Consider the following 22,633-nt stretch of genomic DNA (forward strand, 5'->3'; position numbering starts at 1 on the left):
CGTGGCCCCTCCGTTCCTCAAGGTTATAGCACCCCCGGGGCTCTGCGGTCACTTCCGCTGCCCGGGTGTGACGGCTCAGCCGGCAGTGGCCGCCTGGGAGTGCAGATCGGCCCCGCGCTTGGCTAGGACCTTCTTGTTGTGTTCGCGCACATCGGCCTCGCCGTGGCGCAGCACCGCGTAGAGCGGTGCCTGGATGAAGACGGTGCACAAGGTGCCCACGATGATGCCCACGAACAGGGCCAGCGACAGGTCCTTCAACGTGCCCGCACCCAACAGGTAGGACCCGATGAACAGGATCGAGCCCACCGGAAGCACGGCGACCACCGAGGTGTTGATCGAGCGGACCAGTGTCTGGTTCACGGCCAGGTTGATGTGCTCGATATAGGTCCGATCCGTCTGTTCGAACGTATGGGCCGTGTTCTCGCGGATCTTGTCGAAGACCACCACGGTGTCATAGAGCGAATAGCTCAGGATCGTCAGGAACCCGATGATCGCACTGGGGGTGACTTCGAAACCCGAGAGCGCGTAGATGCCTGCGGTGATGATCACGACCGTGAACAGGCCGATGATCGCTGCCAGCGACATCTTCCAGGTGCGGAAGTAGACGGCCATCAGCAGGGCCACCAACACGACGAACGCGATCAGGCCCAGGAGGGCCTGCTGCGAGACATCCGCGCCCCAGGAGGGACCCACGAAGGAGGAGGTGACCTCGTCGTCGGAGACGCCGTAGGCGTCGGCCAGGGCGTCACCGGCCTTCAGGGTCTGATCGTTGGTCAACCGTTCGGTCTGCACGCGCATGGTGTTGGCCGCGATGTTGGTGACCGTCGGGGCGTGGTCGGGGGCGATGGCCTTGATGGCGTCCTCCCCGACCTTGACGTCGGTGTGCTTGACATCGGAGATGGTGAATTCGGAACCACCACTGAACTCGATGCCCAGGTTGAAGCCGCCCTTGGCGATCGGCAGGATGATCGAGGCCAGGACCAGCACCGCGGCGATGGAGAACCACAGCTTGCGTTTGGCGATGAACGGGTAGGAACGCTTTCCCGTATAGAGCTCGTTGCCCCAGGTGGCGAGATTAGGCATTATCGTCTTCCTTCGTCGCGACCGACTGGGATTCCGCGGACCCTCGTTCGGCTTGTTTGCGTTCGGCGATCGTCTGCCGCCGGGCGGCTTCCTTCGAGGCGCCGGAATGGCGTTTGGAGGTGTCGACCGTCGGGCGGAAGTCGCGGATCCGTCCGGCCCCCTTATAGAGGGGTTCGGCGCCCAACAGCGAGGGGTCCAGCCCCGAGAGGCGGTGGCCTTCGCCGAAGAACCGGGTCTGGGCCAGGATCTGCAGCATGGGGTGGGTGAACAGGAACACGACGATGAGGTCGGCGATCGCCGTCAGCCCCAAGGTGAACGCGAAGCCCTTCACATTGCCCACCGCCACGACGTACAGCACGACGGCGGCCAACAGGTTCACCGCCTTGGAGGCGATGACCGTCTGCTTGGCCCGCTTCCAGCCGGTTTCCACGGCCGAGGGCAGGGATCTCCCGTCACGAAGTTCGTCACGGACCCGTTCGAAGTACACGATGAACGAGTCCGCCGTCAGTCCGATGGCGACGATGATGCCGGCGATGCCGGCCAAGGAGAGCCGATAGTTTTGCGCCCACCCCAGCAACACGATGGCCAGATAGGTCAACACCCCTGCCACCAGCAGCGAGACGATGGTGACCAGGCCGAGCAGCCGGTATTGGAAGAAGGAGTACACGGCGACCAGGGCCAGCCCGATGATGCCGGCGATCATGCCCATGCGCAGCTGATCCGAACCCAGGGTCGCCGAGATCTGTTGGTCCGACTGGATCTCGAAGCTGATCGGCAGGGCGCCGTACTTCAGCTTCTCGGCCAGGGCCTTGGCGGATTCCTCGGTGAAGTTGCCGCTGATCTCCGCCTTGCCGTTGCCGATCTGTGCGTTGGCGGTCGGGGCGGTGAGGACCTTGCCGTCCAGGACGACCGCGAACTGGTGCTGCGGGCCCTGCATGGAGACCAGGCGCTTGGTGACTTCACCGAACTTCTTGGCGCCCTCGGAGTTGAACTCCAAGTTGACGACCCATTTGCCGGTGTTGAATCCCTGGTCCGAGGTCGACATGCCCGAGGTGGCATCGGCGATGTCCGTCCCGGGGATGGCGACGGGGCCCAAGATGTATTTGGCCTGCTGGTTGGGATCGCAGGAGATCATCGGAACGTCGGGATCGCCGTTCTCGATATTGGACTTCGCGCTTTCGTCCGCGCAGTCATAGGCCTCGAACTTCTTCAGCAGCTTGCCGTCGATCCAGTTCTCGTCCGAACCGTTCTTCGGCTTCGCCGTCGGCTTGGGCAGGTCGGCCTTCTTGGTGCGCTCCGCCTTGGGGGTCGCTTCCCAGGTCCCGGCAGCGATGACGGGACGGAACTCCATGTTCGCCGAGGCCTGGATCAGTTCGCGGGTCTTCTCATCCGGGGAACCCGGCATGGAGACCACGACGTTGCGGCCTGACTGGGTGGTGATCTCCGCTTCGGAGACACCGGAACCGTCGACACGCTGGCGGATGATCTTCACCGCTTGTTCCAGCTGTTCCTGGTTGATTTCCTGGTCGCCTTGGACCTTCGGGGACAGGATCATCTGCGTGCCGCCCTCCAGGTCCAGGGCCAGCTTGGGGGCGAAGGTCGATTGCTGGGTTGCGACGCCACTGATCAACACCGCCGAAAGGGCGAGGATCATCACGCCGAGCCACAACAGCGCGCGGCGCGCGTGTTTGATCGGGCCTGTCTTGTTCATTATGGGACTTCCTGCTCAAGACGCCTCTGAAGGACGTCGGAGTACGGCAGAACGCGGCGTCGGCCTCCGTCAGGAGGCCGACGCCGCGGTGCATCTAGTCGTTCTCGTTCTTGCCTTCGCCATCGAGGCGACGCAGGGTCTCCTCGGGGGTTTCCCCTGCGGTCGACTGGGCCTCATCGGTCGACAGCTCGGCATCGTTGCCGGGCTCCGCGACGGGGATGACCTTGGCGATGGCCTGGGCGTGGACCGTGGCGGTGGTTCCGGGGGAGATCTCCAGGATGACCTTGTTGTCATCGGTGTCGATCGCCGCGACCGTTCCGAACAGTCCGAAGTTGGTCATGACCTCGGATCCGACGGCCAGCTGCGACCGGAGCTCCTGTTGCTTCTTCTGTGCCTTCTTGCGTCCGCGGAACATCATGAAGATCAGGAAGGCGAAGGCCAGGATGAGGATCAGGGTCATCGGGTCGAAGCCCGACGGCTGGTCCGCCTGGGCAATTACGGTGGAGGTCAAGAGTTACTACCTGTTTCTGTTCCGGGGACTTCCGGAGGGCGTTTTCGACAACGCCCACGGAGGGCAAGTCACTATTGTATAGGTCCAGTCTGGACGTTGGGTGACCGCGGAGCCGATTCCCGCCCTCCGGCTCAGCTGCCGGCGGGGTTCCCGGAGGGGTCCTGGCGACCGAATTGACCGGCCGCGCCATCGTAGTGGACCGCATGGGCGGGCATGGCCAATCCGAGATGTTCCCAGGCGGCGGGCATGGCGATCCGCCCGCGTGGCGTCCGCCCGAGCAGGCCCTCACGGACCAGATACGGTTCGGCGACGGTTTCCACCGTCTCGGTCTCCTGTCCGACGGCGATGGCCAGGGTCGACAGGCCCACCGGTCCTCCGGCGAATTTGGTGCACAGGGCCTCGAGGACGTTGCGGTCCATCCGGTCCAGGCCCTTGGAGTCGACCTCATACATGTCCAGGGCCGCGGAGGCGGCCCGGGCATCGATCTGTTCGATCCCGTGGACCAGGGCCCAGTCCCGGACCCGGCGGAGCAGACGGTTGGAGATCCTGGGGGTACCGCGCGAACGCAGGGCGATCTCGGCGAAGGCCGCGGAGTTCACCGACATGTCCATGAGCATGGCCGAACGGCGCAGGACCAGCTCGAGTTCCTCGGTGGCATAGAACTCCAGGTGCCCGGTGAAGCCGAACCGGTCACGCAGCGGCCCGGGCAACAGACCGGCACGGGTCGTGGCCCCGACCAGGGTGAACGGCGGGATCTCCAGGGGGATGGCCGTGGCTCCGGCCCCCTTGCCCACGACGATGTCGACGCGGAAGTCCTCCATGGCCATGTAGAGCATCTCCTCGGCGGGACGGCTCATGCGATGGATCTCGTCCAGGAACAGGACTTCGCCTTCGGTCAGCGAGGAAAGAATGGCGGCCAGATCCCCGGCATGCTGGATCGCGGGGCCGGAACTGATGCGCAGCGGGGCGTTCATTTCGGCCGCGATGATCATCGCCAGGGTCGTCTTGCCCAGCCCCGGAGGGCCCGACAGCAGGACATGGTCCGCGGAGCGTTCGCGGATCCGTGAGGCTTCCAGGACCAGCGAGAGCTGCTGGCGGACCCGGGGTTGACCGACGAAGTCATGCAGGTTCTTCGGGCGCAGTGCCGACTCGAGCGCCCGCTCCTCCGGCTCCGAGGAGGAGGCGGTGATCTGCTGGTTCTCGGTCATGGTTCCAGCCTATCGTCCGCCGGCCGAGGCGCCACGGCCCAGGTCGCGCAGAACTGATTTGAGGATGTTGCCCACCTGGGCGGTGGCCACGAGTTCGGGCTCGGCCTTGGCGGTGGCCGCCACAGCCTTTTCGGCGTCCTTATCGGACCACCCCAATCCGGTCAGGGCCTCGAGCACCTGTTCCTTCCACGCCGGTACGGTGGCGGCCTGGGCCGTGGTGGTGGCCTCCCCGGTGGGGGCGAGCTTGCCGGCCAGTTCCAGCACGATCCGCTGGGCGCCCTTGGGGCCGATGCCCGGAACCCGGGAGAAGGCCTTCGTGTCCCCCTCGGCGGAGGCCACCCTGACGTCTTCGGGGGTATGGACCGCCAGGACGGCCAGGGCGAGCCGCGGACCGATCCCTGCCACGGAGAGCAGCACCTCGAACACCTCCCGCTCCCCCGGCTCGGCGAAACCGAAGAGCGTCATGGAGTCCTCGCGGACCACCATCGAGGTATGCACCACGGCCTCGCGGCCCACATGCAGACCCGAGAGGGTCTGCGGGGTTGCCTGGACGAGCATCCCGAATCCGGAGACCTCGATGACGGCACTGTTCAGGGCCACATGGCTCACCACACCGTTGAGCGAACTGATCATGAAAAGCCTTCCTCCGGCGTCGTCCTGTGATCGGTGACCGCTGGGCGGCATCCGAACATATCTACGAATACCTTACCCGTCGGGCCGCGGATCCGGGCCCACCGACTCGGTCAGCGTGGCTTGCGGGCCGCTGCTTCGGCGGCGGCCCAGGCGCGTTGCGCGGGGGTCAACCCGCTGGAGCCGGCGGTGACCCCGCTGGAGGCCTGCGAACCGGGGGCCGCCCCGCGCCAGCCATGGGTGATGGCCAGGGCGGCGGCATCGGCGGCATCGGCCGGGCGGGGTGGTTCGTCCAGGCGGAGGATCTTGGCCACCATCTTGCCTACGGCGGCCTTGCTCGCCTGACCGCTTCCGGTCACGGCCGCCTTCACCTCGGTCGGGGTATGCAAAGCCACCGGGATGCCCCGCCGGGCCGCGGCGACGATCACGATCCCCGAGGCCTGCGCGGTGCCCATGACCGTACTGACATTGAGTTGGCTGAAGACCCGTTCCACGGCCAGCACGTCGGGGCGATGCCGGTCCAACCAGGCATCGATGCCTTCGGCGATGGCCAGCAGTCGCTGGTCCAACGAGGTGTCCGGCGTCGTCCCGACTACCTTCACGTCGACCAGGGACGCCCGCCGGTTGGGTTCGACGTCGACCACGGCCAGACCGCAGCGGGTCAGCCCCGGGTCGACCCCGACCACACGCAACGCCATGGGGTGCTAGTCGTCCGCTTCGAGCTCGGCCATGACCTCATCGGTGAGATCGGCATTCGAATACACGTTCTGCACGTCGTCGAGTTCCTCCAGGGCATCGGCCAGCTTGAGGAACTTGCGCGCGGCGTCGGCATCGATCTGGACCTGCATGGAGGGAACGAACTCGGCTTCATCGGATTCGTATTCGATGCCTGCCTCCTCCAGCGCCTTGACCACTTCCTGCAGGTCGGTGGGCTCGCAATGCACCTCGAAGCCGTCGCGGGATTCCTTGACTTCTTCGGCCCCGGCGTCGAGCACGGCCATGAGCAGATCGTCCTCGGTCAGGTCGTTCTTCGGCACCGAGACCACGCCCTTGCGGGTGAACATGTAGGCCACCGAGCCCGGGTCCGCGACGGTCCCGCCGCTGCGGTTGATGGCCAGGCGCACCTCGGAAGCGGCCCGGTTCTTGTTATCGGTCAGGCATTCGATGAGCAGTGCCGAACCCTGCGGCCCGCGGGCTTCGTAGATGATCTCGGCGTAGTCGATGACCTCACCGGTCAGCCCGGCACCGCGCTTGACGGCCCGGTCGATGTTGTCATTGGGGACCGAGGTCTTCTTCGCCTTGGCAACGGCGACTTCCAAGCCGGGGTTGCCCGCCATATCGGCGCCGCCGGCACGGGCTGCGACCTCGATGTTCTTGATGAGCTTGGCAAACGACTTCGCGCGCTTGGCGTCGATGGCCGCCTTCTTATGCTTGGTGGTTGCCCATTTGGAGTGGCCTGACATGCTTACGCTTCTCCCTTGATCAGCTGGATGAACAGTTCGTGGATCCGGCGCTCCCCCGTGACTTCCGGATGAAAGGACGTCGCCAACAGCGATCCCGAACGTACTGCAACGATTCTACTGTCCGTTCCCGCCTCCGGGCCCGATCCGCCCGCCGGGACCCGGACCGTGGCCAATACCTCGACCCCTTCGCCCACCGATTCGACCCAGGGGGCGCGGATGAACACCGCCCGCACCGCCGCCGCGGGTCCGCTGGCGGAAGACCGGGCATCCCGGGGTGGATCGGGCAGTCCCTTGAACGCCAGATCCGTTTCGAAGGACTCGACCTGACGGCCGAACGCATTGCGTCTGACGCTCATGTCGATGCCGCCGAAGCTCTGCTGCGACACGCCTTGGCGGTCGGTCGAGGGGTCCAGGATCCGATCAGCCAACAAGATCAGCCCGGCGCAGGAACCGAAGACCGGGAACCCGTCGGCGATGCGTTCCTTCAACGGGGCGGAGAGCCCGAACATGCGGGAGAGCTTGTCGATGGTGGTCGATTCGCCCCCGGGCAGGACCATCCCGTCCAGCCCCGCCAGTTCCTCGGCCCGGCGGACTTCAACGGCGCGGGCGCCTACGGATTCCAACGCCGCCACATGTTCGCGGACATCACCCTGGAGGGCCAGGACACCGACGTTGAGCATGTGGAACCGCCTTTCCCGGGTGGGGCCGGGGTCGCACCGCGTCACCGCGGCGGAGGAAATGGGACGCTTCAGCATAGTTCCCGCACCGGCCGACCGCCCACCGGGTAGGCACCGTCAGCCCCGGGCCTGGTCACGAGGAGGCTGCGGGGCTGGTCACGGGGAGGCTGCGGGGCGCCAAGGCCGGGCCCCGTCCCCGTCGGCGCCCAGGACGTTCAAGGTCGAGCGCGTGCGTTTCAGCGAGGCGGCATCACCGGCCGCCGTCGTGCACGGGGTCTTCGCCGGCAGGGCACACCAGCGCACCGGGTCCTGGGCCATGATGTGTCCGACCCAACGCGGGGCCGAGGTCGTCCACCGGTCCCCCTCCTTCACGAAGTCCAGCTTCAGGCTCACCCCTTCCCGGTTCACCGCCAGATCGGTGGCATGGGCGGACACCGAGTTGCCCAACCCGTAGGCGATCCACACCCCGTCGCGCTTTTCCAACGGCAGCACCGAATGCGTGTGGTGCGAATAGACCGCATCGAATTCCCCGCTGTCCGCCAGGGTGTGGGCGATATGGGTTTGTTCGGTGGTCGGGCGTGTCGAGTACTCCTCGCCGGCATGGAACCCGGCCAGCACGACGTCGGCGCCTGCCTTGCGGGCTTGTCTGGCCCGGGCGATCATCTGGTCGGTGTCGATGAGATCGACCCTCCAGTCGGTGTCGGCGCTCAACCCGTTGAGCCCGTAGGTGGCTGCCACGACGCCGACCCGGATTCCCCCGGCCTCCAGGATCAGCGGCTTCCGGGACTCCGCGGCACTGCGATAGGTCCCGGTATGTTCCAGCCCTGCCTCGTCCAGGGCGTCCAGGGTGCGTTCGACCCCGGAAGTCCCGTCGTCGACGGCATGGTTCGTGGCGGTGGTGCAGGCGTCATAGCCGGTGGAGGCCAGGGCCGGAAGGATCTGCGGGGGCACCACGAAGGACGGGTACCCGCGATAGGGCCCCTTGTCGGTCCCGACCGGGGTCTCCAACGAACAGATCGCCAGATCGGCGTCGGCAAGATAGGGCGCCAGACCCGATAGCAGCGGGGCGAAGTCGGGGGTAGCGGCCGAACCGTCCGCCCGGGCCTGTTCCCACAGGGGTGGGTGGAGCAACACGTCACCGGTCACCACCACCGAGACCTCCTCGCGGGACGAGGGCATCGGGTCCGGCCCGGTGGCCTCCGCATCCGTCGTCGCCGCCGTGGCGCTGCCCGCCGTTGCCGGGGCCGCCGCATTCGGCGGCGTCGTTCCCGTCCCGGCCGGCTGGGAGGTATCGGCGCCTGAACAGCCCGACAGCAGGATCAGCGAGGCCACCAGGGCGGCTACTCGGACGGCGGCCCGCCGGCGGGTCGGCAACGATCTGTGGCTCATCCTCCGATGGTAGGCGTCGCGTCCGGTCCGCAGGTGTGAAAAACTGACTTCATGACGAATCCCCTGCTCAGCAAAAGCGTGCTGCCCTTCGAAATGCCCGCGTTCGATCTCCTGACGGCGCAGGATTATGTCGAAGCGGTCAAACACGGCATCGCCGAGCAGCTGGCCGCCATCGCCGCCATCACCTCCTCCACCGAGGAGCCCACCTTCCCCAACACCACCGAAGCCTTCGAAACCAGCGGGGAAACCCTGCGCCGGGCGGTCATGGCCTTCTCCAATGTCAGGCCTTCCCACGGCACCGACGACATCGTGGAGGTCGATGCCGACATCCAGGCACTGCTGACCGAACACGAGGATGCCGTGCACCTCGACGCGCAGCTCCACGCCCGGCTGTCCGCCGTGGAAGCCGCCGGTGGGCTCGACGGCGAACGCCAGCGCCTCAGTTCCGAGACGCTGCGCCGGTTCAGCCAGGCGGGAGCCGGGCTCGATGAAGCGGGCAAGGAGCGCCTCCGGGCCCTGAACGCGGAGATCTCCGCCCTCTCCACCCGGTACGGGACCCGGTTGTTGGCCGGGATGAACGACGCCGCGGTGCTCTTCGATTCCGCCGAGGCACTCGAGGGCCTCTCCGACGCCGAGATCGCCTCGGCCGCCCGTGCCGCCACGGAGGCCGGACATCTTCACGGCTATTTGTTGACCCTGGTCCTGCCGACCCAGCAGCCGGCCCTGGCCCGGTTGGAACGGGAGGACTCACGCAGGCGGCTGTTCGAGGCCTCCACCCGACGTGGCCAGGAGGGACCGAACCGGACCCTGGAGCTGGGCGCTTCCATGGCGCGGTTGCGCGCCGAACGGGCCGCCCTGTTGGGCTATGACCATCACGCGGCCTACGTCCTCGAAGGCCAGACCGCTCCCTCGGTGGAGGCGGTGCGTGAACGTCTGGCCGGCCTCATCCCCGGTGCCCTGGCCAATGCCGCCACCGAGGCCGCGACCATGGCCGAGCTGGCCGGACGGCCACTCGCCCCTTGGGACCGCGCCTACTATTCGGCCCGGGTCCAGCGGGAGAAGTACGCCGTGGACGCCGCGGCGTTGAAGCCCTGGTTCGTACTGGACCGGGTCATCCACGCGGGGGTCTTCGCCGCAGCCACGCGGCTCTACGGGGTGGAGTTCACCGAACGTCACGACCTGCCCGTGTACCATCCCGAGGTCAGGGTCTGGGAGGTCACCGACGCCGATGGCAGCACGTTGGGGCTGTTCCTGGGCGACTACTTCGCCCGGCCCACCAAGGCCGGCGGTGCCTGGATGAACAGCATCCGCGACGGGGCCTCCCTCTTCGGCGAACTGCCCGTGGTCACCAACAACCTGAACATCCCGGCCCCGGCCGAAGGCCAACCCGCGCTGGTGACCCTCGATGAATGCCGGACCCTGTTCCACGAATTCGGCCATGCCCTGCATGGGCTGTTCGCCCACGGGATCTACCCTTCCCTCGCCGGGACCTCGGTGCCGCGCGACTTCGTCGAATATCCCTCGCAGGTCAACGAGATGTGGCAGTTCGACGCCGAGCTCGTCACCAAATATGCCCTCCACGTGGAGACGGGCGAACCGCTGCCCGCCGGCGCCGTGGAGAAGATCCAGGATGCGGGCCTCTGGGGTGCGGGCTTCTCCACGACCGAATACCTGGCGGCGGCCCTGTTGGATCTGGAGTGGCATTCCCTGGCCGCCGGGGAGGATCCGGGGGATCCGTTGGAGTTCGAGGACCGGGTGCTGCGCGAGGCGGGCTTCTCCCCCGAGGTCATCGTCCCGCGCTACCGCACCGGCTACTTCAAGCACATCTTCGATGGCGGCTATTCCGCCGGCTACTACTCCTATATCTGGAGTGAAGTCCTCGACGCCGACACGGTGGAGTGGTTCACCGAAAATGGTGGTGGGACCCGGGCCAACGGCGACCGGTTCCGCCATGAACTCCTGGCCCGGGGCAATACCCGGGACCCGTTGGCCTCCTATGAGATCTTCCGCGGGCGTGAAGCCCGGCTCGAGCCATTGCTGGTGCGCCGCGGACTGGACGCAGCCGCCCAATGAGCACCGTAGCCGGCGCACAGCGCGCCTTCACCGACTGGCACCGGACCCTGGCTGCGGCCACCGGTGGCCGGGAGTTCTCCACCCACGGCTGCCAATGGCTCTATCAGCCGACCCGGGCCCGGTTGGTCCTGCTCTTCCCCACCCGTCCCGAAGCCTCCGGGCTGCGCCCCGGACTGGCGGAGGGAACCCGTCTGGGGGCCCGCGAAGTCCACGTCTTCCTCAATGCCGCGGCCCGCGACGAGGCCCTGACCGAGCTGGGCTTCCGAGACGCGCCCCCGCTCTTCTGGCACGGTGGGTCCGCGGCAGATGTGGCGGCAGCCGGCCGCGATGGCCAACCGTGGGAGGGCGGCGTCGAATTATCCTCCACCCTGCCCGAGGCCACCGGGGCCGACCGGGAAGAACTGGCGGTCCTGCAACCGGAGCGTCGGATCGAACAAGCCGTGGCCCGGGGCGCCGACGTAACGCTGGCGGGACGGGGGTTCGGTCAATTGCATGACGGCGGGGACCTGTCGATCCAGTCCCTGGCGGTCGGCCGCTCCTGGCGGCGTCAGCGGGCCGGAACGGCCCTGCTGGGGGCCCTGGTCGAACGGCTCGACTCCGAGGAAGGTTCGGGCCAGGTCCTGGCGGCTTCGACCCCCGGGGCGTCGGCCTTCTTCCGCACCAACGGCCTCGAGCTGCTGGGCAAGGGACGCCATCTGGTGCAGTAGGAAGACACGAACGGCCGGCCACTCGGGATGAGTGGCCAGCCGTCCGTTTCAGCTCAGGAGGGTTTACCAGCCGCGCTCGGAGAGGCGGTGCGGTTCGGGCAGCTCCTCCACGTTGATGCCGACCATGGCCTCACCCAGCCCGCGGGAGGCCTGGGCAATGACGGAGGGGTCGTCGTGGAAGGTGGTGGCCTTCACGATGGCTGCGGCCCGCTGGGCCGGGTTGCCTGACTTGAAGATGCCTGAGCCGACGAACACGCCGTCGGCGCCAAGCTGCATCATCATCGCGGCATCCGACGGGGTGGCGATGCCGCCGGCGGTGAAGAGCACGACGGGCAGCTTGCCCGCCTCGGCGACTTCCTTGACCAGTTCGTAGGGTGCCTGCAGCTCCTTGGCGGCCACGTAGAGCTCGTCCGTGGGCATCGAGGACAGCTTCGCGATCTCGGCGCGGATCTTGCGCATGTGCCCCGTGGCGTTGGAGACGTCGCCCGTGCCGGCTTCACCCTTGGAACGGATCATGGCAGCACCCTCGTTGATGCGGCGTAGGGCCTCCCCCAGGTTGGTGGCACCACAGATGAAGGGGACCGTGAAGTCCGTCTTGTCGATGTGGTTGACGTAGTCGGCCGGTGTCAGGACTTCCGATTCGTCGATGTAGTCGACCCCGAGGGACTGCAGGATCCGGGCCTCCACGAAGTGGCCGATACGGGCCTTGGCCATGACCGGAACCGATACGGCGTCGATGATGCTGTCGATCATATCGGGGTCGGACATGCGCGAGACCCCGCCCTGGGCGCGGATGTCGGCGGGAACCCGTTCCAGGGCCATGACGGCGACGGCGCCGGAATCCTCAGCGATTCGGGCCTGCTCTGCGGTGACGACATCCATGATGACGCCGCCCTTGAGCATATCGGCCATGCCACGCTTGACCCGGGGACTGCCGGTGGTGTTCTCAGTGCTGGACACGTATGGTCCTTTCAAAACGGGGGGAAAGTACGCTCCATCCTAAGCCAGTGTGCCGGTGATCACCGCCCCCGATGACGCCACCGGTCAGCGATGGGCGTGCTTCGGCGCCACCGCGGCGCCGATGATGTAGCACCACTGGTGCTCGCGGTCGATCTCAGCCCTGGTCCCATGCGTCGGCGATGTCCTGACGGATGTCCCCCAGGACCGCTGGGATGGCTTTGGTCCGGGCGATGATCGGGAAGAAGTTCCCGTCCCCGCTCCACCGCGGGACCACATGCTGATGCAGGTGCGCGGCGATGCCCGCCCCGCCGGCCACCCCCTGGTTCATGCCCAGGTTGAAGCCCGACGGGTTCGCCACCGCCCGCAGCACACGCATCGCCTGTTGGGCTGCCGCCCCCATTTCGGCGGTTTCCTCCACGGTCAGATCCGTGTAGTCCGGGACGTGGCGGTAGGGGCACACCAGCAGGTGCCCGGAGTTGTAGGGGAAGAGGTTGAGCACCACGAACATCGTCTTGCCCCGGTGCACGATCAACGATTCCTCGTCGCTGCGCTGGGGCCCGGTGCAGAAAGGGCAGTCCTCTTCGTTCTTGACCTGCCCCTGGCCCTGTTTGATGTAGGCCATTCGATAGGGCGTCCACAGGCGTTGGAAGGAATCCGGGACCCCGGCCAGTTCGAAGTCGTCGGTGATGTCCTCGTCGTGTTCCGGGGTCCCCATCAACTACGCCTCCCGGTTCTGCACGGCGGAAACGATGCGCTCGATGGCCTCGGCCACCGGCACCCCGTTGTCCTGGCTCCCGTCACGGAACCTGAAGGAGACGGCGCCTGCCTCGGCGTCCTCTCCCCCGGCGATCAGGGTGAAGGGGATCTTGTCCTTGGACGCGTTGCGGATCTTCTTCGGGAACCGTTCGGTCCCCAGATCGGCTTCGGCACGGATGCCGCGGGCCTTGAGCTGGGCGACGATGTCCTGGACGTAGTCGTTGAACGCCTCGGCCACCGGGACGCCGAGCACCTGCACCGGGGCGAGCCAGGCCGGGAAGGCCCCGGCATAGTGCTCGATCAGCACGCCCATGAACCGTTCCACCGAGCCGAAGAGGGCCCGGTGGATCATCACGGGGCGTTGACGGGAGCCGTCCGCCGCCTGGAATTCGAGGTCGAAACGCTCGGGCAGGTTGAAGTCCAGCTGGATGGTGGACATCTGCCAGGTGCGCCCGATGGCGTCGCGGGCCTGCACGGAGATCTTCGGCCCGTAGAAGGCGGCTCCGCCCGGGTCGGGGACCAGCTCGAGGCCCGATGCGGTCGCCACCTCCTCGAGGGTGCGGGTCGCTTCCTCCCAGGCTTCGTCGCTGCCGACGTACTTCTCCGGGTCCTTATCGGAGATCTCCAGGTAGAAGTCGTCCAGCCCGTAGTCCTTGAGCAGGTCCAGGACGAATTCCAGCGCGGTGGTCAGCTCGCCCTTCATCTGCTCGCGGGTGCAGTAGATGTGGGCGTCGTCCTGTGTCATCCCCCGCACGCGGGTCAGCCCGTGGACGACGCCGGATTTCTCGTAGCGGTAGACCGAACCGAATTCGAACATCCGCAACGGCAGTTCGCGGTAGGAGCGTCCCCGCGAGGCGAAGATCAGGTTGTGCATGGGGCAGTTCATCGGCTTGAGGTAGTAGTCCTGGCCGGGCTTGCGCACCGACCCGTCCTCGTTCAGTTCCTCGTCGACGTGCATCGGGGGGAACATGCCGTCCCGGTACCAGTCCAGGTGCCCAGAGATCTCGTAGAGGTGGCCCTTGGTGATATGCGGGGTGTAGACGAACTCGTATCCGGCCTCTTCGTGGCGCTTACGTGAGTAGTCCTCCATTGCACGGCGGATGATGCCACCCTTGGGGTGGAAGACCGGCAGGCCCGAACCGAGTTCATCGGGGAAGGAGAACAGGTCAAGTTCGGCCCCGAGCTTGCGGTGGTCCCGGCGTTCGGCCTCGGCCAGACGCTCCTGGTAGGCCTTCAGGTCCGCCTTCGTCGGCCAGGCGGTGCCGTAGATGCGCTGGAGCTGCTTGTTCTTCTCGTTGCCCAACCAGTAGGCGGCGGCGGAACGGGTCAGGGCGAAGGCATTGGAGATCAGCTTGGTGTTGGGCAGATGCGGGCCGCGGCACAGATCGCACCAGATGGTCTCCCCGCTCTTGCGGTCGACGTTGTCGTAGATGGTGATCTCGCCGGCGCCGACCTCGATGTTGGCCCCTTCGCCGACCGCGTCGGCGTCACTGGACTTGCCCAGGATCTCCAATTTATAGGGTTCGGCGGCCATGGCTTCGCGGGCCTGGTCCTCGGTCACCACGCGGCGGGCGAATTTCTGGTTCTGGTTGACGATCTTGAGCATCATCTTCTCGAGGGTCTTCAGATCCTCGGGGGTGAAGGGTTCCTCGACGTCGAAGTCGAAGTAGAAGCCGTCGGTGATGTACGGGCCGATGCCCAGCTTCGCTTCGGGCCGCAATTGCTGCACGGCCTGGGCCATCACGTGTGCGGTGGAGTGGCGCAGGACTTCGAGTCCTGCCGGGGAGTCGATGGTCGCCCGCTCGACGGTGGTCCCGGCTTCGAGTTCATGGGACAGGTCGCAGAGGACGCCGTCCACATGCATGACCACGACGTTGCGCTCTTCGAAGTACAGCTCGGCCCCTGTCGTGCCAGCAGTCACCTCACGCTGTTCGCCGTCGACATTTAGGGTGATCTGCTCTGACACGTTGGTCTCCTGATTCGTGGTGGGGCTTCATGACTTGTGGCATACGGTGACCACAGCCAGCCGGGTCCAGCTTAACCGACTCGTTCGCAGCCGAACCAATCGACCGGGTTCCCGCGGCGTTGCAGGAATCCGGTCGCGTCCGTCGTGCACCCGCCTCGTGCTCCCTGGAGGTCCCGGGGCACGACACCGCGACGGATTCAGCGCAGCTTGATGGATCCGCCGTCGGCCATGACGGTCTGTCCGGTCATGTAGCGGGAGTCATCGGAGCACAGGAACGCGACGATGGGGGCCACGTCGGTCTCCGGGTCACCGAAGCGTCCCAGCGGCACCTTCTCCTCGGAGGCGGCGAACATCTCCGGGTAGTTCTTCTTCCAGTTCTCCACGCCTTCGGTCATGGCCATCGGGCACACCACGTTGACCCGGATGCCCTCGGGGGCCCATTCGTTCGCCACGACCCGGCTGAGTCCGCGGATGGCCTCCTTGGCGGCCGCGTAGGCAGCCTGGGTCGGCTGGCCTTCGAGTCCGGCCCCGGATCCGTAGTTGACCACGGCGCCGACGGTCTTCTTCAGTTCCTGGTAGGCGGCCAGCATGAAGTTCCGGGTGGCGAAGAACCCGGTGTTGAAGGACAGGTCCCACATGGCATCGGTGTGTTCCAGGAAGGAACCTTGTTTGGAGGCGTGGGCATTGTTGACCAGGGCGTCCAATCGACCGAAGCGGTCCACGGCGCGGGCCACGGCCGCCTTCGCCACCTCGGGATCAGAGACATCGCCGGCGACGAATTCCACGTCCTGGCCGAATTGCTCCACGATGACTGCACCGGCTTCCTCATTGAGGTCGACCGCCACCACCTTTGCGCCCCTGGCGACGAAAGCGCGCGTCACGGCTCCGCCGATGCCCGCCGCGCCACCGGTGACGATGGTGACCTTGCCCTCGAGATTGCGTACTGGTTGGTTGTCCATGGCTGCTCCTCTGATTTGATGTCCTGAAGACAGTATACTCGTTCGATTGTTGCTTTGTCAGCCCACCGCCCCCGCGAAGGCTGCCTGCGGCCCACGCCCTTGCTAGATTGAGGGCCCGTGGCGTGGTGCGATCCGAGCCGGGCCGGGAAACCCGCCGGGAGGAGGAAGGCTGGTGTCTGAAAGCAGGCAGGTGGACCTACCGGGGACAGGGAAATTCGGTGCATGGCGGCCGATGACGACCCCGAAGCCCGATCACCATACTGATCCCCACTGCTCCGACCCGCCGATGCCACGATGAGCACCACGGCGCTGGGGCTGATTCTGCTGGCTGCCCTGGCCCATGCGACCTGGAACATTGCGGCCAAGAGCGCCGGCTCCGCCGGGGCCGCGTTCGTGTGGCTATACAGCGTGGCCTCCACCGTCCTCTACCTCCCTTTCGCCGTGCTCGTGCTCGCCGGGGCCGACGTATCGATGGGCACGTGGTGGTCGGCGGCGTTGGTCAGCGGAATCATCCACACCGCCTATTTCGTGCTGTTGCAACGGGGGTATGCCGTGGGGGACGTGTCAGTGGTCTATCCACTGGCACGCGGGACCGGCCCGTTGCTGGCGGTGGTCTTTGCCATGATCCTGTTCGCCGAACGACCCGGCGCGCTGGGCCTCGTGGGAGCGGCACTGGTGGTCTCGGGCATCGTGGTGATCGGATTGACCGGATCCTCGTCCAGCCGTCCCGGCGGTGCCAGCCGGGGAAACGGGGTCCTCTTCGGGGTGATGACCGGGGTGATGATCGCCGCGTACACCGTGTGGGACGCCCATGCGGTCACGGCACTGGCCATCACCCCGGTGCTCCTGTACTGGGGCTCCTTGGTGACCCAGGTGGCGTTGCTGACCCCCGTCGCACTCCGGGACGTTTCCCGCCTGCGGTCCATCCTGCTGGGGAACTGGCTCAAGGTCCTGGCCGTGGGGGTGTTGTCTCCGCTGGCCTACATTCTGGTCTTGTGGGCCATGCGGCTGGCACCGGTGTCATTGGTGGCACCGGGCCGGGAGCTGAGCGTGGTGCTGGTGACCGTCGCTGGCTGGCTGATCTTCAGGGAGCCCAAGCCTGCCCGACGGCTCGCAGGAGCCGGGACCGTCCTGCTCGGTGTCGTGCTGGTGGCATTGTTCTGAAGAGGGCTCGTGGAGGATGTTCCCGGCAGCAAACACCAGGAGGTCGGATCAGCGACCGCCGATTTCCTGCGATCAAACCGTGCACAGCACCTGATACATCAGGTGGTCCTGCCACCGCCCAGCGATCTTCAGGTATCCGGAGGCCCTCCCATGCCGGGTGAAGCCGTTACGGGTCAGGACGCGCTGGTAGGCATGGTTGTGCACCAGTGTTTCCGCCTGGAGACGGTGCAGGCCCAGCCCATCGAAGGAGTGGGCCCGGGCTTCGGCGACCGCCCGGGTGGCCAAGCCGGCCCCTGGTGTTCCTGTCCGACCCAGAACCCCCGGCTTGCCGATTCCAGCGTGCCGCGGGTGATGCCATTGATATTGATCCTGCCCACCAGGGCGCCGGATTCGTCGGTGATCGCCAAGGGAGGCATGGTCCCGGCTTCCCGGGCGTGGAGACCCCGAAACAGGACACCCACCAGCGCCCCGCCCTCGGGGCCCACCCGACGTGCTGGGGCGGACATTACGGCGATGACGATCTACCCCCTGCTCTTGCAACTGGTTCCGGGTTAGCCTTGTGAGACGGTCAAAGCAGGTGAACCCGGTTGAGCGCGGAGGTTGGCATGAGACGGAAAACATCGTTGACGGCGTTGGCACGTCATGAGTTGGAACACGCAATGACGGGCACGAGCGGTCGTAGTGCGGCTACGGTGCTCGGTGGGCACGACAGGATGCTGCGCCAAACGGTCATCGGGATGCGGGCCGGGGAATCCTTGGACGTGGGCGAAAGCCCGGGTGAGGCCAGTGTGCACGTGCTTTCCGGTCGGGTCGTCCTGCACTCCGGTGGACGGAAGTCCTTCGGCTGGGTCGGTGACCTGCTGGTCATTCCCGCCGCGGCCCACTCGCTGGAAGCCGTCGAGAACTCCGCGATCCTGCTCACCGTGGCGAAGAGCATGCCTTCACGGCCCGACCTTGTTCCGGCTGAGTCAATCCACGAGTTGGCGGAGAGCACTGTGGGTGAGGAGTAGTTCCATTCATTCGCACGGCGAGACGGGATGGTGCCCTGGTCGTGCTGGGCTGACCGGATCATGATCCGACGTCGAATTCCGGCCAACCCTCCGGAAGTTCACCGGGCAGCCGGTTGTCCAGGCCTTCGTCCTGCATCCGGATGGCCAGCAACGAGGTGTCCTCGCCACTGGTGGCGGTCTTCGCCGTGGCAGGTGGACGCTTATCGCTGACTCGGTTCGGGTCATTCAGGTGCCCCGGCCCCGGCAGGGTGGCCTGGTCGGCAAGATCCCAGGCTTGCAGGGCCTGCAGGGTGATGCCGCGGGGACCCGTCCGACGGGTGATCCCGTGCACCAGCAGGAGCCGGGTGGAGAACAGCAGCGGCCCGGAGTTCTGCTGGGCTTCGTGGAAGAAGGTGCAGTCCACGCAACCGGTCCCGTCGTCCAGGGAGATGAACACAACCCGTCGACCGCCACGCATCGGCGGTGTCTGCGTGGCGACCCGTACACCGGCAACCAGCACCTCCGTTCCGTTGCGCAGTCCCAGCAGGTCCTCGGCATGGGTCGCCCCCAGCTTCCCCAGTATCGGGGCGTGCGAGGACATCAGGTGGCCGCTGACGTCCACCGACATCAGATCCAATTCGGTGCGGACGGTCTCCTCCATGCTCTGTTCGGCCTCCCCCACGGCCAACCCGCCCAGTTCCACATCACCCATCGGCAAGGACAGCTGTCCCGGGATGGGCCGGTGCCGTGGGGGCAGCGTCTTGGCGGTCCGGGCGGTCAGGTGGAGCATCAGATCCGCGCGGTTGCCGCGTCCAGCCGCTTTTTGCAGGGAATCGAACGCCCCCAGCGCGGCAAAGGTGCGCAACGAGGACCGGCTCAGCCCCGACCGGTCACGTACATCGGCCAGTGAGTCGTAGGGCCGACCGGCCACGACCCGCTTCACCTCGGTCCCTGAGACCCCGTGGATCCCGCTCAAGGACAGCCGGATGCCCAACCGTCCGGCAGGCATCGTCCCCGGGGCCCGGTAGACGGGGGGCACCGTGGCCGGGGGGAGCAGTCCCTTCATGCGTTCGACCCGGTAGGAGGCATCGGAGTTGTTGATGTCCAAGGGCAGGATGGGGATGCCCATCCGCCGTGCCTCGGCCACCAGCAACCGTTTGGGATACATCCCGGGGTCGTGTTCCCAGATGCCGGCCAGGAACGCCTCGGGGTGGTGGGCCTTCAGCCAGGCCGACTGGTAGGTCGGTACGGCGAAGGCCGCGCCATGGGCCTTGCAGAAGCCGAAGGAGCCGAAGGCCTTCAACGTCGTCCAGACCTCGTCGATCACGGCCAACGGATAGCCCCTCGCCAGGGCGCGGGAACGGTAGAGTTCCTCCACCCGCGGTTCGGCCTGCTCGTTGCCCAGCAGCCGCCGATACACATCGGCCTTGGCCAGCCCGCACCCGGTCATCACGTCGAAGATCCGCAGCACCTGTTCGTGGAAGACCGTGACCCCGTGGGTCTCGGCCAGGGCAGGTTTGAGATCGGGGTGCGGATAGCTTTCGACCGCGAATCCGTGCCGGTTCTCCAGATACGGCTTGACCATGTTCGATTGCATGGGCCCGGGCCGGAACAACGAGATGTCGATGATGATGTCGTTGAATCGGCGTGGCGCCAGCTTGCCGATCAGTTCACGCTGCCCGGGGGATTCGATCTGGAAGCAACCCAGGGTGTCGGTGGTGCAAATGAGCTCGAAGGTCGGTTCGTCATCCAGCGGGACCCGCTGCAGGTCGATGGTCCCGTCGCTATCCAGATACTCCGGAAGCTCCCCGTCGGGTGTTCTCGGGTGGGCCCCGGCGCGCGCGACCGCCTCCCCGTCCCCATGGATCCTGACGACTTCGGAGACCGCATGGGCCATCGCCGATTGCATGCGCACCCCCAACACGTCGAGTTTGAGCATGCCCATGGGATCCATGTCGTGCTTGTCGAATTGGCTCATCGCCAACCCGAGTCCGCTGGGCTGGACCGGGGTCCGGTCCAGCAGGGTGTTGTCCCCCAGGATCACCCCGCAGGGATGCATGGAGATGTGGCGGGGCAGCCGGTCCAGCCGTTCGGTCAGGTCCACCAGCAGGTCCAGTTGCTTCTCGGCCCCCATCCGTTCGGCAAAGGGGCGCAGCTCCGGCTTCTCCTCCAGGGCCTCGCGGAAGTTGCTGGCCGAGAAACGCCACAACTGTTTGGCGATGACGTCCAGATCCCCGTCCCCCATGCCCAGCGCCTGCCCCGCGTCCCGGACGGCACCCCGGGCCCGGTATCCGTTCTGCATGCTCATCAGGGTCACCCTCCCGGAGCCGAACCGCTCGAAGATGTGCTCATAGACCCGATGACGCTCGGCGGATTCGACGTCGATGTCGATATCGGGAAGGGTCGTCCGTTCCCGGGACAGGAAGCGCTCGAAGAGCAGGTCGTGCGCCAGCGGGTTCACATGGCTGATGCCCAGGAGGAAGTTCACCAGCGAGGAGGCCCCGGACCCCCGGGCGGCATTGCGCACGCCCAGGGTGGTGATCATCGAGCTGACCTCGGCCACGGTGAGGAAGTAGGTGCTGAACCCCAGGTCCGAGATGGTTTCCAGTTCCATGGCGAGTCGATCGCGCAGCGTACGGGAAGCGGCGTCCTGCGGAATCAGGCGGGTGATGCCTGCTTCGCAGCGTGCCGCCAGCTCCGCGTCGGGGTGGCCGCTGATGCCGATCACGCTGGCTTCGGGGACCACGGGGATTCCCCAGCCGGCGTCGTCCACCGGGTCCATCCGTGCCCAGTCGGCCATCGCCGCGGTGTTGCCCAGCAGTTCCCCGGCGACTTTCCCCTCCCCCGCCTCCCGGGCGATTTCCCGGGCCAAGGCGTGCATCCTCCCGGGGCTTTTGAGCCACCCCTGACCGTTTGGTTGCAGGTCCCTGAGGGTTTCCAGCGAGCTCAGGGCGCGGGCGGAGTCCAGGACGTCGGCAGTGGCGGCCCCGTCGGGGACCGCGTAGCGCACGGCGTTGGTGAGCAGGGCGGGGACGTGCAGGGCCTGGGCCGTACGCAGCATCCGGATGGAATGCGCCGTGCTGAGCCGCTCACCGGGGGTGTTCATATGGGTGACCAGCTCCAGGCACACCACGTCCCGGCCCACCGCCTGCAGCCATCCGGCCAGCGCGGTCCTGGCGCGCGGGAGTTCACGACGCAGGGCCGCCTGTCCGACGTCGGAATCCGGTCCCAGCAGGACCTTCAGCACCGTGCCGGCCTCCGGGTCGGTGGCGCAGGCGGCCAGCTCCGCGTGGGTCACCCCGACCGGTTTGCGTCCGCTGACGCCCCGGTGCGCCGAGGTTCCCTCATGGGCCAGGGAGACCAGTCGGCAGAGGGCACGGTACCCGGCCCCGTCGCAGTGTCCTTTGGCCAGCACGACGATCCGCCCCTGCACCTGGGGCCCCGGACGCCCCCGGGCGGCATGCCCCGGAGGAGGACGGGGGTCATCGGCCGCGGGGCCCAGCACGGCAAGGTTCACCCCGAGGATCGGATCCAGCCCGGTGTCCCGACAGGCCTTGAGGTGTTTGACGGCCCCATACAGGCCATCGCGTTCGGTGGTGGCCAGCGCGTCGGCCCCCTCGGAGGCAGCCCTCAGGGCCAGGTCCTGCGGCCAGGAGACCCCGTAATGGGCACTGAACGCAGAAGCCACGTTCAGATGGGTAAAAGTCATGCGCTCTCCAGCAGGGCATCGTGGATCCGGATGAGCCGCCAGCGCCCGCTCTCCACGTCACGGGAGACCTCGAAGGTCAGTAGCGGCCCCTTGCCGGCGAGTCTGACCTGGAGCCGCCAGATCTCGTGGTCCACGAGTCCCGGGCCGCGACCGCGTTCGGCGCGGACCTCTTCGGCCCACCAGCGACGGCGTTCAAACCAGCGCACGGGGTCGGCGGCAACACGGTATTCCCGCCCCTGCCACCGCATCCGCAAGGGTAGCCCCGCGGTACTGCATTCCACGTCGACTGACTGGGTGAAAAGCCCCATCTGATACCTCCAAATCGCCCCGGACGACGGCATTGGTCCCGGAGCCCTACACGATGGGAGGGGCCGCGAAACTGCCTGTGCACGACGACCACTCCATTCTATTCGAAACTTTGTACTAAGCAAGATCAGACTAGAAAGTATGTACGACACTTTGGGTCTCGTGGGTGGAGGTATCCGTTGGTGGTGCTGATCGAAGGCTGCTGCCCCCGAGGTTCAAGCCCACTCGCAGGGCCGTCTCGAACCGGTCCGGGGAACCTCCTGCATGCCGAAGCTAGTGCGCGCAGCAGGCAACAGGCCCCCGAAAAAGGGCACAGCAACGTCGTCCAGATGATTCGGGAGGAACCTGCTGTTCACCAGGCAGGCAGCCGCG

General features: G+C 66.7%; 20 protein-coding genes. 4 read left to right on the plus strand and 16 right to left on the minus strand.

The features are described from left to right. Positions 1-75 precede the first annotated feature (75 nt). The 9 genes from secF to AC3ZI9_RS07915 all read right to left on the minus strand — a co-directional run bounded on the left by secF (position 76) and on the right by AC3ZI9_RS07915 (position 8,672). On the minus strand, positions 76-1,083 hold the full coding sequence (gene secF / locus AC3ZI9_RS07875; RefSeq protein WP_444555688.1) for a protein translocase subunit SecF: 1,008 nt from the start codon (positions 1,081-1,083) through the stop codon (positions 76-78). After that, complete coding sequence (gene secD, locus AC3ZI9_RS07880; protein WP_444555689.1) at positions 1,076-2,794, minus strand: protein translocase subunit SecD; 1,719 nt, start codon at positions 2,792-2,794, stop codon at positions 1,076-1,078. Before secD ends, secF begins: the two co-directional genes overlap by 8 nt. 94 nt (positions 2,795-2,888) lie before the next feature. Beyond that, a complete protein-coding gene (gene yajC, locus AC3ZI9_RS07885; RefSeq protein WP_444553613.1) occupies positions 2,889-3,305 on the minus strand; it encodes a preprotein translocase subunit YajC in 417 nt (138 codons plus the stop codon). A gap of 131 nt (positions 3,306-3,436) precedes the next feature. Next, positions 3,437-4,513 carry a Holliday junction branch migration DNA helicase RuvB gene (ruvB, locus tag AC3ZI9_RS07890; RefSeq protein WP_444553614.1) on the minus strand — a complete coding sequence of 359 codons (1,077 nt, stop codon included), beginning with the start codon at positions 4,511-4,513 and terminating at the stop codon, positions 3,437-3,439. Positions 4,514-4,522: 9 nt separating this feature from the next. Continuing rightward, entirely contained in the window at positions 4,523-5,146 is a 624-nt protein-coding gene (gene ruvA, locus AC3ZI9_RS07895; RefSeq protein ID WP_444553615.1) for a Holliday junction branch migration protein RuvA, read from the minus strand. Between the two features lie 110 nt (positions 5,147-5,256). Continuing rightward, the gene (ruvC, locus tag AC3ZI9_RS07900; RefSeq protein WP_444553616.1) at positions 5,257-5,841 is read right to left on the minus strand and encodes a crossover junction endodeoxyribonuclease RuvC; all 585 of its coding nucleotides are present in this window, start codon (positions 5,839-5,841) and stop codon (positions 5,257-5,259) included. 6 nt (positions 5,842-5,847) lie between these two features. After that, a complete protein-coding gene (locus AC3ZI9_RS07905; RefSeq protein WP_444561692.1) occupies positions 5,848-6,606 on the minus strand; it encodes a YebC/PmpR family DNA-binding transcriptional regulator in 759 nt (252 codons plus the stop codon). 2 nt (positions 6,607-6,608) lie between these two features. Further along, positions 6,609-7,286 carry a pyridoxal 5'-phosphate synthase glutaminase subunit PdxT gene (gene pdxT / locus AC3ZI9_RS07910; protein WP_444566245.1) on the minus strand — a complete coding sequence of 226 codons (678 nt, stop codon included), beginning with the start codon at positions 7,284-7,286 and terminating at the stop codon, positions 6,609-6,611. A gap of 153 nt (positions 7,287-7,439) precedes the next feature. Beyond that, a complete protein-coding gene (locus AC3ZI9_RS07915; RefSeq protein ID WP_444561690.1) occupies positions 7,440-8,672 on the minus strand; it encodes a CapA family protein in 1,233 nt (410 codons plus the stop codon). Positions 8,673-8,723: 51 nt separating this feature from the next. On the opposite strand from AC3ZI9_RS07915, the gene AC3ZI9_RS07920 reads away from it, so the two are divergent. Both AC3ZI9_RS07920 and AC3ZI9_RS07925 read left to right on the plus strand, forming a co-directional pair. Continuing rightward, positions 8,724-10,745, plus strand: coding sequence for a M3 family metallopeptidase (locus tag AC3ZI9_RS07920; protein WP_444566246.1), 2,022 nt, complete (start codon positions 8,724-8,726; stop codon positions 10,743-10,745). After that, positions 10,742-11,452, plus strand: a complete 711-nt coding sequence (locus AC3ZI9_RS07925) for a GNAT family N-acetyltransferase (RefSeq protein WP_444561688.1) — start codon at positions 10,742-10,744, stop codon at positions 11,450-11,452. The genes AC3ZI9_RS07920 and AC3ZI9_RS07925 overlap by 4 nt, the downstream gene beginning before the upstream one ends. Before the next feature lie 63 nt (positions 11,453-11,515). On the opposite strand, the gene pdxS is transcribed toward AC3ZI9_RS07925, so the two are convergent. From pdxS to AC3ZI9_RS07945, 4 genes are all read right to left on the minus strand, one after another. Next, positions 11,516-12,364 (minus strand): pyridoxal 5'-phosphate synthase lyase subunit PdxS, encoded by an 849-nt coding sequence (pdxS, locus tag AC3ZI9_RS07930; RefSeq protein ID WP_489924027.1) that lies wholly within the window; start codon positions 12,362-12,364, stop codon positions 11,516-11,518. Between the two features lie 202 nt (positions 12,365-12,566). Continuing rightward, complete coding sequence (locus AC3ZI9_RS07935) at positions 12,567-13,127, minus strand: HIT family protein (protein ID WP_444553623.1); 561 nt, start codon at positions 13,125-13,127, stop codon at positions 12,567-12,569. A gap of 3 nt (positions 13,128-13,130) precedes the next feature. Next, positions 13,131-15,134, minus strand: a complete 2,004-nt coding sequence (gene thrS, locus AC3ZI9_RS07940) for a threonine--tRNA ligase (protein ID WP_444553624.1) — start codon at positions 15,132-15,134, stop codon at positions 13,131-13,133. Between the two features lie 197 nt (positions 15,135-15,331). Then, complete coding sequence (locus tag AC3ZI9_RS07945; protein WP_444561686.1) at positions 15,332-16,093, minus strand: SDR family NAD(P)-dependent oxidoreductase; 762 nt, start codon at positions 16,091-16,093, stop codon at positions 15,332-15,334. Positions 16,094-16,387: 294 nt separating this feature from the next. On the opposite strand from AC3ZI9_RS07945, the gene AC3ZI9_RS07950 reads away from it, so the two are divergent. Further along, positions 16,388-17,257 carry an EamA family transporter gene (locus AC3ZI9_RS07950; protein WP_444553626.1) on the plus strand — a complete coding sequence of 290 codons (870 nt, stop codon included), beginning with the start codon at positions 16,388-16,390 and terminating at the stop codon, positions 17,255-17,257. Between the two features lie 72 nt (positions 17,258-17,329). Here the strand turns inward: AC3ZI9_RS07950 and AC3ZI9_RS07955 are convergent, their stop codons facing one another. After that, complete coding sequence (locus AC3ZI9_RS07955; protein WP_489924012.1) at positions 17,330-17,542, minus strand: GNAT family N-acetyltransferase; 213 nt, start codon at positions 17,540-17,542, stop codon at positions 17,330-17,332. 320 nt (positions 17,543-17,862) lie between these two features. Between AC3ZI9_RS07955 and AC3ZI9_RS07960 the strand changes: the two genes are divergently transcribed. After that, positions 17,863-18,267, plus strand: a complete 405-nt coding sequence (locus AC3ZI9_RS07960) for a cupin domain-containing protein (protein ID WP_444553628.1) — start codon at positions 17,863-17,865, stop codon at positions 18,265-18,267. 58 nt (positions 18,268-18,325) lie between these two features. Here the strand turns inward: AC3ZI9_RS07960 and AC3ZI9_RS07965 are convergent, their stop codons facing one another. Then, entirely contained in the window at positions 18,326-21,955 is a 3,630-nt protein-coding gene (locus tag AC3ZI9_RS07965; RefSeq protein ID WP_444561685.1) for a DNA polymerase III subunit alpha, read from the minus strand. Beyond that, a complete protein-coding gene (locus tag AC3ZI9_RS07970) occupies positions 21,952-22,263 on the minus strand; it encodes a DUF6504 family protein (protein ID WP_444553630.1) in 312 nt (103 codons plus the stop codon). Before AC3ZI9_RS07970 ends, AC3ZI9_RS07965 begins: the two co-directional genes overlap by 4 nt. Positions 22,264-22,633: the final 370 nt, after the last annotated feature.

This window comes from Arthrobacter sp. AOP36-F1-5, assembly GCF_058137995.1.